The sequence below is a fragment of the Enterobacter cloacae complex sp. ECC445 genome (genome assembly GCF_021892025.1).
Lineage (GTDB): Bacteria > Pseudomonadota > Gammaproteobacteria > Enterobacterales > Enterobacteriaceae > Enterobacter > Enterobacter chengduensis.
Window position 1 is genome coordinate 80,894 of the sequence record NZ_JAKLRZ010000013.1, and the last position, 11,230, is coordinate 92,123.

Here is an 11,230-nt window from a genome sequence, read left to right on the forward strand (position 1 = left end):
TAACAGTGCGAAACCTTATTCGGTCTCGTCGCTGTCCTGCGCTGGCGTTGAAGAACCCTGCGCGTTGCTGCCATGATGGTAGTTACTACCCGTGCCGCCGCCAGCGTTATTACTGTGATGAGATACCGGACGAGACGGAACAACGGTAGAAATAGCGTGCTTGTAGACCATCTGGCTGACCGTGTTTTTCAACAGAATCACGAACTGATCGAAAGACTCAATCTGACCTTGCAGCTTAATACCATTCACCAAATAAATAGAAACTGGAACACGTTCCCGACGCAATGCGTTCAGGAACGGATCTTGTAAAGATTGCCCCTTAGCCATTCTATCTTTTCCTTATATGCTTGTTTTGTACTTAGAACCTTGCGATTCTGAAAAATTGCGCACGATACGTCTCAATTGTACACATTCAGTGAGCGATATCACCAACAACCTCAATCACTTCGTTTAACGCCTGTTGCGGTTTTTCACTGTCTAACCAGTGAACCCCCTCCCAACCGCGCAACCAGGTGATCTGGCGCTTCGCTAACTGTCTCGTGGCGCAAACACCTCTATAAACCATTTCATCGTATGAAATCTCACCTTCAAGATACGACCACATCTGGCGGTATCCCACACAACGAACGGAAGGCATGTCCGTATGCAAATCTCCACGGGCAAAGAGCGCCCGCACTTCTGCTTCAAAATCTGAAGCTAACATCTGATGAAAACGCTGCTCAATTCGCTGATGGAGCAGTTCACGGCTCGCCGGGGCGATGGCGAACTGATGCACCTGATACGGCAGAGCGTCTCCTGACGTTTGCGTCAGTTCCGTTAAAGTTTTACCCGAAATGAAAAAAACTTCCAGTGCCCGGGAAAGCCTTTGCGGATCATTTGGATGGATCCGCGCTGCAGCAACCGGGTCAATCTCCGCCAGTTGCTGATGCAAAACGTCCCAACCCTGCTCTGCCGCCTGCTGCTCAATTTTTGCTCTTATTTCCGGGTCCGCAGATGGCAGAGGTGACAACCCCTCCAGCAGCGCCTTGAAATAAAGCATGGTTCCACCAACCAACAGCGGTATACGTCCCGCCGCCGTTATCTCGGCCATCTCGGCCAGGGCATCCCGGCGGAAATCCGCTGCGGAGTACGCCTGAGCCGGGTCGAGAATATCCAGCAAACGGTGCGGTGCCGCACGCAGCTCGTCTGCGTCAGGCTTCGCCGTGCCGATGTCCATCCCCCGATAGATGAGGGCGGAGTCGACGCTAATCAACTCTACAGGCAAAACTTTACGCAGCTCAATGGCGAGCGCCGTTTTGCCCGAGGCCGTTGGGCCCATTAAAAAAATTGCCTTAGGCAGGCTCGCCTTACTTACGTCAATCATGTTTCAGGGCGTTCATCGCCGTTTGTAAATCAACAGGTTGTAATAAACCACCCGGCGGCGTTTTTACCAGATGCGGGCAGAGACGTTCCACCTCCGCCAGCACGCTGATGGCCTGCGCCATACTCCACGGCGCGTGTTCGCTTGCCAGATGGCGGGCGATCCACTGCGCGGTGTTGGCGGCATCAAACGATGTTTGCTGCGCCAGGTAGCCTATCAGTTCAGGAATCAAGTTTTGTAAATTTTGTTGGCGTAAGGGTAAAGGCACTGCACGAATTGTCACATGTTGTGGTTCGAGCACAGTTTCAATACCCATCTGCGCAAGCTGCGACCCGACGCGCTGCAATACCCTCGTTTCGTCAGGGGATATTTTCAGTCGTACCGGAATCAACAGCGGCTGCGCGCAGGCTGCGTTTTCCCCCGGCGTGAGCTGCACCTGTTTAAGCCAGCGTTCGGCGACCGGCAGGGCCAGAAGCATCACTTTGCCGTTACGTTCAAGCAGCGCCATATCCGGCGCAACGATCGTCAGCACCCGGCCAAAACTCTGGCTATGGCCGTCCAGTGAAGGCTGAGGGGCCGGAAGAGGCTCTTTACGCTCCACGGCTGGCGTTTCCAGCAGCTTGCGGTACAACGCCCCCTGCTGCTTTTGATAGCCAGGCTGGGCATTCGGGTAGTTCGCGCCGGTTGGACGCGGCGCGCTCCCTGCGGATGAGAAGCGCGGGGCTTCAGGCTCACGCGCGACGGCAGGCTCCGCAAAATGGTTGCGGCCCGCTGCCACGCGGTTTTCGGGCAGCGGACGCGGTGCAGGCGCGTCGTTCTCCAGCGGCAGCGCGGGCTCTGCCTGCTGCTGCAACACGGCGGCCACGCCCTGATATATGAAGTCGTGAACGAGACGCGACTGGTGGAACCGTACCTCATGCTTGGCAGGATGAACGTTCACATCCACCTGATGGGGGTCGATATCCAGATAAAGGACGAAAGCAGGCTGCTGATCGGCCCCGAGCTTGTCTTCGCAGGCCTGGCGAATCGCGTGATTGATGAGGCGGTCACGCATCATGCGGCCATTGACGTAGCAATACTGAATTTCAGAGAACGCAGCGCTGCTCGCGTTTGGATCGGCAACCCAGCCGCGTAAAGCCAGATCGCCGTGCTGCCACTCGATGGCCAGCGCCTGTTCCAGAAACGGCGTGCCGCAGATCGCACCCAGACGACGCTCTTTCTGCCCGCCTTCCGCCACCGCGCGATACTGGCGCATCACCTTGCCGTTGTGGCTGAGGTTAATGGTGACGTCAAAACGCGCCAGCGCGATACGCCGAACGATCTCGTCGATATGGCTGAACTCGGTCTTCTCGGTACGCATAAACTTGCGTCGGGCGGGGGTGTTGTAGAAGAGATCTAACACTTCAAGCGTTGTGCCGACAGGATGCGCCGCGGGCTTGACCGTCACGTCCATATCGCGCCCTTCGGCGTAGGCCTGCCAGGCCTCCTGCTGTTCAGCGGTACGGGAGGTCAGCGTCAGGCGCGAAACCGAGCTGATGCTGGCCAGCGCCTCACCGCGAAAGCCGAGGCTAATAATCGCTTCCAGGTCATCCAGAGAAGCAATTTTACTGGTGGCGTGACGCGCCAGCGCCAGCGCCAGCTCCTCTTTTTTAATGCCACAGCCGTTGTCGCGAATGCGGATAAGCTTCGCGCCACCGCGTTCGATATCAATATCAACGCGGGTTGCGCCCGCATCGAGGCTGTTTTCCACCAGCTCCTTCACCACCGACGCAGGGCGCTCCACCACCTCACCGGCGGCGATTTGGTTCGCGAGCTGCGGCGGTAGAACCTGAATCGGCATGAATTCTCCTTAGTTGGTCGCGGTCATCTCACCCGGCAGCGCTGCGCTGGCCGTCTGGGCAGCGCCGCTCTGCGGTGCGGACTGCAGCGGATGCGCCTCAAAGTATTTACGCAGACCGTTATAAATCGCTTCGGCAATTTGCTGCTGGTAGCTGTCGCTTCCCAGCAGACGCTCTTCGCCGTTGTTACTGATAAAGCCCGTCTCTACAAGGATGGACGGGATATCTGGCGAGCGCAGAACGCCGAGGCTGGCATGCTCAGGGCGACGTTTGTGCAGCACGCCAATGCTTTGCAGCTGGCTCAGTACGTTAGTGGCGACATCATACCCGACGCGCTGAGAATGACCGAACTGTAAATCCAGCACCGCCTGGCTGAGGTACGGATCGGACTGGCTGTTCGCCAGCACGTCGCCCGCGCCGCCTAACAGCTCGGACTGCTTCTCATGCTCTTCCAGCCAGTTGGCCATTTCGCTGTTGGCGCGACGGTTCGACAGCACCCAAACCGAGGCGCCGGTCGCGCTACGATTCGGCGCAGCGTCCGCATGAATGGAGACCAGGAAGTTGGCGTTTTGCTTGCGCGCCACGTCCGAGCGCCCCATGACGGAGATAAAGTAGTCCCCGTCTCGGGTCAACACGCCTTTAAACATAGGGTCGTCGTTGAGCAGCGAACGCAGTTTACGCGCGATAGCGATAGTCACGTTTTTCTCGCGCGTGCCGCCAGGGCCAATCGCCCCCGGATCTTCCCCGCCGTGGCCCGCGTCAATGGCGATGATCACTTTGTCACCGCTGACCGTCGCGCGTCGCGCGCTGGCCGCCGGACGCGTCACCGTATTGCTGCTGGTTGCCGCAGTAATGCGATCGTTCTGCGATTTAAACGGATTACGCGCGGGTTCCGCAGGACGCTGCGTATACACCGGCTCTTCCACGCGCTTCGCGACGACCGGCGGCGGTGGAGGCGGCGGCGGAACGTCGGCATTGATGGTAAAAACGACCGTATAGTTCGCGCCGTTTTGCTGTTTCACCGCCTTCGTTTTACCCTTTTCGGTCAGATCGACCACCAGGCGTAACGACTGACTATCCTGGGGCGTTCCCGAACGGATGCTTTTCACCAGGTTGTTACCGCTGAACTGCAGCGGTAGCCCCTGGATTACGCCCGTCTGTTTGATATCCAGCGCCACGCTGTGGCTGTCTGGCTGTGAAAATGCATACTCAGGATCGCCCATAAAGCTGAACGTGATCCGGGCCTGGCTTTCGCCGTTTGATACCTGAATATCCGAGAGGTTTGCCGCCCCGGCCTGCGCGCACAGCAGCACGGTGGCAGCCAACAACCAGCCTTTAACGCGATTTATCATCCCGTCATCCCTACGCTTAACCGGCCAGACGCGCCAGTAAGGAACTGCCTGATGAGGAAACCGCACTGATGCGCGCCTCACGCCCTTGTGCCTGGTAATCTAAGTGAATTTCGACATCCGGGTCAGGCAGCACACCCGCACCTTGTTGCGGCCACTCCACCAGGCAGATGGCATCATTGGCAAAATAATCACGGATCCCCATAAATTCCAGCTCCTCAGGATCCGCAAGGCGGTATAAATCGAAGTGGTACACCATGAGATTCTCAAGGGTATACGGTTCTACCAGCGTGTAGGTTGGGCTTTTGACATTCCCGTTATGCCCTAACGCCTGCAAAAAACCCCGGCTGAAGGTGGTTTTACCCGCACCTAAATCACCATACAGATAAATGACGGTTGCCCCCTGACAGGCCTGCGCCACGCGCCTGCCGAGTTCTAAAGTGGCTTGTTCATCAGGTAAAGGAATCGCTCGATTAGTCATTTTCTACGTCAATCACATCCGGGTTAACAACACGCCGCAGCGTGCAAAAAAGATCGGTGGCCAGCATACCGCGCGTGCCGTAACGCGCAGCCAGTTTATCCGCCGCGACGCCGTGGGCCACGCAGCCCGCACAGGCTGCATCATAAAGGGGAAGTTTCTGTCCAAGCAATGCGCCAATGATGCCGGAAAGCACATCGCCCATGCCGCCGCTTGCCATGCCCGCATTGCCGGCATCAATAATGCCCTGCGTCTCGTCGCTGGCGACAACGGTGCCTGCCCCTTTTAAAACAGCAACACCTCCGTAACGTTTTACCAGACGCTGAGCAGAAAGTAAGCGATCGCTTTCAATTTCTGCCACGCTGCAGTTAAGCAGTCGCGCGGCTTCGCCGGGGTGTGGCGTGAGAATGCGATTGTGACGCTTATCGGGGTTTATTGCCAGAAGGTTAAGCGCGTCGGCATCCCACAGCATCGGTTTACGAAAATTCTCGACCTTTTGCAGGGCCTGTTTACCCCATGCCTGCTGTCCAAGCCCGGGCCCAATCACCACCACGTCTGCCCATTCAAGGCTTTCTTCAAGCGCCTGGGCCGTGAGTTCGTGGACCATCAGCTCCGGTCGGGCGGTAACGATCGGCGCAATATTCTCAATGCGGGTGAGCACTCGCACCAGGCCAGCACCGCTGCGTAATGCCGCTTCGCCGGTCATGCGAATCGCACCTGCCGTGCCACGATCGCCGCCAATTATCACCAGCCTGCCGCTATCGCCCTTATGGGACGTCGGTCTGCGCGGCGGGAGCCACGCTGCAAGCTGCGACGCATCAAACCGCGCGATGCGCATTTCCTGCCCGGCCAGCCAGCTCTCCAGCCCCAGCGCACTGTGGTGCAACACGCCAACAACGTCTCGCGCTTTGCCGGTCAGCAACCCCGGCTTAAGTGCGATGAAGGTCACCGTGTGCGCAGCCTGAATCACCGCTCCCGGCGTCGCGCCGGTTTGTGCAATCAGGCCAGAGGGAATATCCAGGGCGACAACCGGCGCGGAATGTCTGTTCGCGTGTTCAATCAGCGCGGCAACGTTTTCGCGAGGCGCGCTGCGAAGCCCGGTGCCCAGCAGACCGTCAACAATCAGGTCCACCGCCTCTGGCCAGAGGATATTCGGTGCATGAATCACACCGCCTGCGTTAAGCCACGCCGTGCGTGCCGCGTCCGCCTCTTCCGGCAGCGGTTTCTCACTCTCCAGGGCCAGCAGCGTCACGCGGATACCTGCCGCAGCCGCAAGACGGGCGACAACGTAGCCGTCGCCGCCGTTATTGCCGTGCCCACACAGAATCAGCCAGTGAGCGGCCTGCGGATACGCGCTGCGGGCAACGTTAAACGCCGCCTCACCCGCGCGCAGCATCAGTTCATACAGGGTAATCCCGAGGCTGTCCGCGGCCTCTTTTTCGGCGCGCCGGAGGTCATCCGCATGCCAGATGGAATGTGGTATACTTGCGGGGTTTTTCTTCACCGTATGGTCCGTCATGTCACAGCCCCTCGATCTCAATGAATTAGCGCAAAAAATAAAACAGTGGGGTGCTGAACTTGGCTTCCAGAAGGTGGGCATTACCGATACCGACCTCTCGGCCAGCGAGCCAAAACTGCAGGCCTGGCTGGATAAACAATACCACGGCGAAATGGAGTGGATGGCGCGTCATGGCATGATGCGCGCCCGTCCACACGAGCTCCTGCCGGGCACGTTACGCGTCATCAGCGTGCGCATGAACTACCTGCCCGCCAACGCGGCCTTTGCGCGCACGCTAAAAGACCCCTCTTTGGGTTACGTCAGCCGCTACGCCCTGGGACGTGATTACCATAAGCTTCTGCGCAACCGTTTAAAAAAGCTCGGGGAAACCATTCAGCAGCACTGTGTTTCGCTGAATTTTAGACCCTTTGTCGATTCCGCGCCTATTCTTGAGCGCCCGATCGCCGAAAAAGCCGGGCTTGGCTGGACAGGTAAGCACTCACTTATTCTTAGCCGCGACGCCGGATCGTTCTTCTTCCTTGGCGAATTGCTGATTGATTTGCCGCTGCCGATAGACGGTCCGGTAGAAGAAGGCTGTGGCCGCTGCGTGGCCTGCATGACCATCTGCCCGACGGGGGCTATCGTTGAGCCCTACACCGTTGATGCGCGCCGCTGCATCTCCTACCTCACTATCGAACTGGAAGGGGCCATTCCAGAAGAATTTCGACCGCTTATCGGCAACCGCATCTACGGCTGCGACGACTGCCAGCTGATCTGCCCGTGGAACCGCTATTCCCAGCTGACGGACGAAGAGGATTTCAGCCCGCGTAAGGCGCTGCACGCGCCGCAGCTCGTTGAGCTGTTCGCCTGGACCGAAGCCTGGTTCCTGAAAGTGACGGAAGGTTCCGCCATTCGCCGTATCGGCCATCTGCGCTGGCTGCGTAATGTTGCCGTCGCCCTGGGTAATGCTCCCTGGGATGAAGCGAATCTGCGGGCACTTGAAAGCCGTAGAGGTGAGCACCCACTTCTTGACGAACACATAGAATGGGCGATTGCGCAGCAAATTGAGAAGCGCAATGCCTGTGTAGTCGAGGTCCAGCTACCGAAGAAACAGCGTCTGGTTAGGGTAATCGAAAAAGGGCTTACGCGGGATGCCTGAACTATTCACAGCCTGTGAATAAAATTACAAACTCAAGCGCCATCTGGGCTGGGGATGAGGTCAAGTGATCTCAATAACATTTTGAAATCAAATTTTATTCATTAAATACAGAAACTTATAAAGATATTATTCACCCTGCTAAGTTTTAACCCTGTTCCGGTTAAGCGCAGTTTCTGTGGATAACTCTGTTTACAAGAGTATTTCAGAGACAATAGAAAACGGCCCCAACGAAACACTTCGCTGCGGATATTTAAGAGATGATGAAGAATTTGGAGCGGGAAACGAGACTCGAACTCGCGACCCCGACCTTGGCAAGGTCGTGCTCTACCAACTGAGCTATTCCCGCTTGGGTGGTCCGTGCTGTGAAAGCACTTTCAAATTTTGGAGCGGGAAACGAGACTCGAACTCGCGACCCCGACCTTGGCAAGGTCGTGCTCTACCAACTGAGCTATTCCCGCTTGGGCAGTCTGTGCTGTGAAAGCACTTTCAAATTTTGGAGCGGGAAACGAGACTCGAACTCGCGACCCCGACCTTGGCAAGGTCGTGCTCTACCAACTGAGCTATTCCCGCAAATCTGTACTGCTTTTGTTGCTGTCGTAACGCGTAATTCTCTGTCGTTACGGGAGGCGCATTATACGAGAAATCCTTTTAGCTGCAACCCCCCTTAAAGCGATTTTTTCGAAATTCAGTTCAAATGCTTATTAAATCGGCAAGCTGAACAATTTAACGGCAAAAACCCGGCCACGCAAGGCGCCGGATCTCAAAATCACAGCTTAATAAAGTTTTCGCGGTAGTACGCAAGCTCCGCCACGGACTCCCGGATATCGTCCATCGCCTGATGGGTGCCCTGCTTTTTAAAGCCGTCGAGGATTTCAGGCTTCCAGCGACGCGCCAGCTCTTTCAGGGTGCTGACATCCAGATAACGGTAGTGGAAATAAGACTCCAGCTCCGGCATGTACTTAAACAGGAAGCGGCGATCCTGGCCGATGCTATTCCCACAGATAGGCGATTTACCTGCCGGAACCCACTGCTTCAGGAACTCAAGCGTCGCCAGCTCCGCCTCGCGGTCGCCGAACGTACTCGCCTTCACGCGCTCCACCAGGCCACTGCCGGTGTGGGTGCGCACGTTCCACTCATCCATCAACGCCAGCTGCTCATCGGACTGATGCACCGCAATCGTTGGCCCTTCAGCCAGGATATTCAGGTTGGCGTCCGTCACCAGCGTTGCAATTTCAATGATGCGATCGCGCTCGGGATCCAGCCCGGTCATTTCGAGATCGATCCAAATCAGGTTGTTTTCATCCGCGCTCATGTTATTTTCCACCCTTCTCGCATAACCGGCAGTAGCAGGTTAACTAGTATTAATTAGAGTGTATCATAGAGGTTTTGCCCCTTACGGGCGACCAGGAGCCAGCGCGATTGAGTAAAAATAAACTCTCCAAAGGGCAGCAGCGCCGCGTAAACGCCAACCACCAGCGCCGTCTTAAAACCACTTCGGAGAAGCCGGATTATGACGACAACCTGTTTGGTGAAGCGACAGAAGGCGTCGTCATTAGCCGTTTCGGTATGCATGCCGATGTCGAATCCGCCGACGGGAATATTCACCGTTGCAATATCCGTCGCACCATCCGTTCACTGGTGACCGGCGATCGCGTGGTCTGGCGACCAGGCAAAGAGGCCGCTGAAGGGGTCACGGTTAAGGGCATCGTTGAGGCCGTGCATGAACGCACGTCGGTGCTCACCCGCCCGGATTTCTACGATGGCGTGAAGCCGATTGCCGCCAACATTAACCAGATCGTCATCGTTTCGGCGATTTTACCTGAGCTTTCGCTCAACATTATCGATCGTTACCTTGTCGCCTGCGAAACGCTGCAGGTTGAACCGATCATCGTATTGAACAAAATCGATCTGCTGGATGACGACGGCATGGCCTTCGTGAACGAGCAAATGGATATCTACCGAAAGATTGGGTATCGCGTGCTGATGGTCTCCAGCCACACCAGGGATGGCCTGAAACCGCTTGAAGAGGCGCTTACCGACCGCATCAGCATTTTTGCGGGCCAGTCCGGCGTGGGCAAATCGAGCCTGCTCAACAACCTGCTGGGCCTCCAGCAGGAGATCCTGACTAACGATGTGTCCAACGTCTCGGGTCTTGGCCAGCACACCACCACCGCCTCGCGTCTGTATCACTTCCCGCACGGTGGCGACGTGATCGACTCCCCGGGCGTGCGTGAGTTCGGTTTGTGGCACCTTGAGCCGGAACAAATCTTTAACGGATTTGTCGAATTCCATGAATATTTAGGCGCTTGCAAATACCGCGACTGTAAACACGATAACGACCCTGGCTGCGCTATCCGCGAAGCGGTTGAGAACGGTGAAATTGCGGAGACTCGCTTTGAAAACTATCACCGCATTCTCGAGAGCATGGAAGACGTAAAAACGCGTAAAAACTTTTCTGATTCTGATAACTGACAACTAAGCTAAGCATCGCTAAAATCGTCCCCTTTTTTCAGGTTCCGGCGGCTTAACGCCGGATCAGGAACGACAAAACAATGGCCTGGAGGCTACCTTGTTAAACGCATTTAAACTTTCGCTTCAATACATTCTGCCAAAACTGTGGCTCACTCGCCTGGCGGGCTGGGGCGCAAGCAAACGCGCGGGCTGGCTGACCAAACTGGTCATCGACCTTTTCGTAAAATATTACAAGGTCGACATGAAAGAGGCGCAGAAGCCGGATACCGCCAGCTACCGCACCTTCAACGAGTTCTTCGTGCGCCCGCTGCGTGACGACGTGCGTCCGCTGAACACCGACCCTGGCGTCCTGGTGATGCCGGCAGACGGCGTGATCAGCCAGTTGGGTAACATCGAAGACGACAAAATCCTGCAGGCCAAGGGCCATAACTACAGCCTGGAAGCGCTGCTGGCGGGCAATTACCTGATGGCGGACCTGTTCCGCAACGGTACGTTTGCCACCACCTATCTGTCACCGCGCGACTATCACCGCGTGCACATGCCGTGTAACGGCATTCTGCGCGAAATGATCTACGTTCCGGGCGACCTGTTCTCCGTGAACCACCTCACCGCGCAGAACGTGCCGAACCTGTTTGCCCGTAACGAGCGCGTCATCTGCCTGTTTGATACTGAATTTGGCCCAATGGCGCAGATTCTGGTCGGTGCAACCATCGTAGGCAGCATCGAAACCGTCTGGGCAGGCACCATTACCCCACCGCGCGAAGGCGTGATCAAGCGCTGGACCTGGCCTGCCGGTGAAGCGGAAGGCTCTGTCGCCCTGCTGAAAGGTCAGGAGATGGGCCGCTTCAAGCTGGGCTCCACCGTGATCAACCTGTTTGCGCCGGGCAAGGTGAAGCTGGCTGAACAGCTCGAAAGCCTGTCGGTCACTAAACTGGGCCAGCCGCTGGCGGTCTCGACCGAAACCTTCGTGACGCCGGATGCAGAACCCGCGCCGCTTTCACAGGAAGAGATCCACGCCGAGCACGACGCCAGCCCGCTGGTTGACGACAAAAAAGACGAAGGCTAACTACAGAAGG

General features: G+C 56.8%; 10 protein-coding genes and 3 tRNA genes. 3 read left to right on the forward strand and 10 right to left on the reverse strand.

Annotated features, from left to right (window positions below; translation table 11 throughout):
- Positions 1-15: 15 nt before the first annotated feature.
- The 6 genes from hfq to nnr all read right to left on the reverse strand — a co-directional run bounded on the left by hfq (position 16) and on the right by nnr (position 6,544).
- Positions 16-327, reverse strand: a complete 312-nt coding sequence (hfq, locus tag L6R44_RS12835; protein WP_008502919.1) for an RNA chaperone Hfq — start codon at positions 325-327, stop codon at positions 16-18.
- An 85-nt stretch (positions 328-412) separates the two neighbouring features.
- A complete protein-coding gene (gene miaA / locus L6R44_RS12840; RefSeq protein ID WP_045329892.1) occupies positions 413-1,363 on the reverse strand; it encodes a tRNA (adenosine(37)-N6)-dimethylallyltransferase MiaA in 951 nt (316 codons plus the stop codon).
- Positions 1,356-3,200: a DNA mismatch repair endonuclease MutL gene (gene mutL, locus L6R44_RS12845; protein WP_237424443.1), complete on the reverse strand. Its 1,845-nt coding sequence runs from the start codon at positions 3,198-3,200 to the stop codon at positions 1,356-1,358. Before mutL ends, miaA begins: the two co-directional genes overlap by 8 nt.
- A 9-nt stretch (positions 3,201-3,209) precedes the next feature.
- Complete coding sequence (amiB, locus tag L6R44_RS12850) at positions 3,210-4,550, reverse strand: N-acetylmuramoyl-L-alanine amidase AmiB (RefSeq protein ID WP_237424444.1); 1,341 nt, start codon at positions 4,548-4,550, stop codon at positions 3,210-3,212.
- A gap of 16 nt (positions 4,551-4,566) precedes the next feature.
- Positions 4,567-5,028, reverse strand: a complete 462-nt coding sequence (gene tsaE, locus L6R44_RS12855; protein ID WP_237424445.1) for a tRNA (adenosine(37)-N6)-threonylcarbamoyltransferase complex ATPase subunit type 1 TsaE — start codon at positions 5,026-5,028, stop codon at positions 4,567-4,569.
- Positions 5,021-6,544, reverse strand: coding sequence for a bifunctional ADP-dependent NAD(P)H-hydrate dehydratase/NAD(P)H-hydrate epimerase (gene nnr, locus L6R44_RS12860; protein WP_237424446.1), 1,524 nt, complete (start codon positions 6,542-6,544; stop codon positions 5,021-5,023). Before nnr ends, tsaE begins: the two co-directional genes overlap by 8 nt.
- On the opposite strand from nnr, the gene queG reads away from it, so the two are divergent.
- Positions 6,543-7,682 (forward strand): tRNA epoxyqueuosine(34) reductase QueG, encoded by a 1,140-nt coding sequence (gene queG / locus L6R44_RS12865; protein WP_032643793.1) that lies wholly within the window; start codon positions 6,543-6,545, stop codon positions 7,680-7,682. The two genes, nnr and queG, sit on opposite strands and share 2 nt — an antisense overlap.
- A gap of 270 nt (positions 7,683-7,952) precedes the next feature.
- On the opposite strand, the gene L6R44_RS12870 is transcribed toward queG, so the two are convergent.
- The 4 genes from L6R44_RS12870 to orn form a co-directional block, all read right to left on the reverse strand.
- Positions 7,953-8,028 (reverse strand) — tRNA-Gly (locus L6R44_RS12870).
- Positions 8,029-8,064: 36 nt separating this feature from the next.
- Positions 8,065-8,140, reverse strand: a tRNA-Gly gene (locus L6R44_RS12875).
- A gap of 36 nt (positions 8,141-8,176) precedes the next feature.
- Positions 8,177-8,252 (reverse strand) — tRNA-Gly (locus tag L6R44_RS12880).
- A 196-nt stretch (positions 8,253-8,448) separates the two neighbouring features.
- On the reverse strand, positions 8,449-8,994 hold the full coding sequence (gene orn, locus L6R44_RS12885; RefSeq protein WP_045331420.1) for an oligoribonuclease: 546 nt from the start codon (positions 8,992-8,994) through the stop codon (positions 8,449-8,451).
- 107 nt (positions 8,995-9,101) lie between these two features.
- Here orn and rsgA point away from each other — a divergent pair, with 107 nt between their 5' ends.
- On the forward strand, positions 9,102-10,154 hold the full coding sequence (gene rsgA, locus L6R44_RS12890; protein ID WP_032643786.1) for a small ribosomal subunit biogenesis GTPase RsgA: 1,053 nt from the start codon (positions 9,102-9,104) through the stop codon (positions 10,152-10,154).
- A gap of 97 nt (positions 10,155-10,251) precedes the next feature.
- Positions 10,252-11,220 carry an archaetidylserine decarboxylase gene (gene asd, locus L6R44_RS12895; protein ID WP_032643784.1) on the forward strand — a complete coding sequence of 323 codons (969 nt, stop codon included), beginning with the start codon at positions 10,252-10,254 and terminating at the stop codon, positions 11,218-11,220.
- Positions 11,221-11,230: the final 10 nt, after the last annotated feature.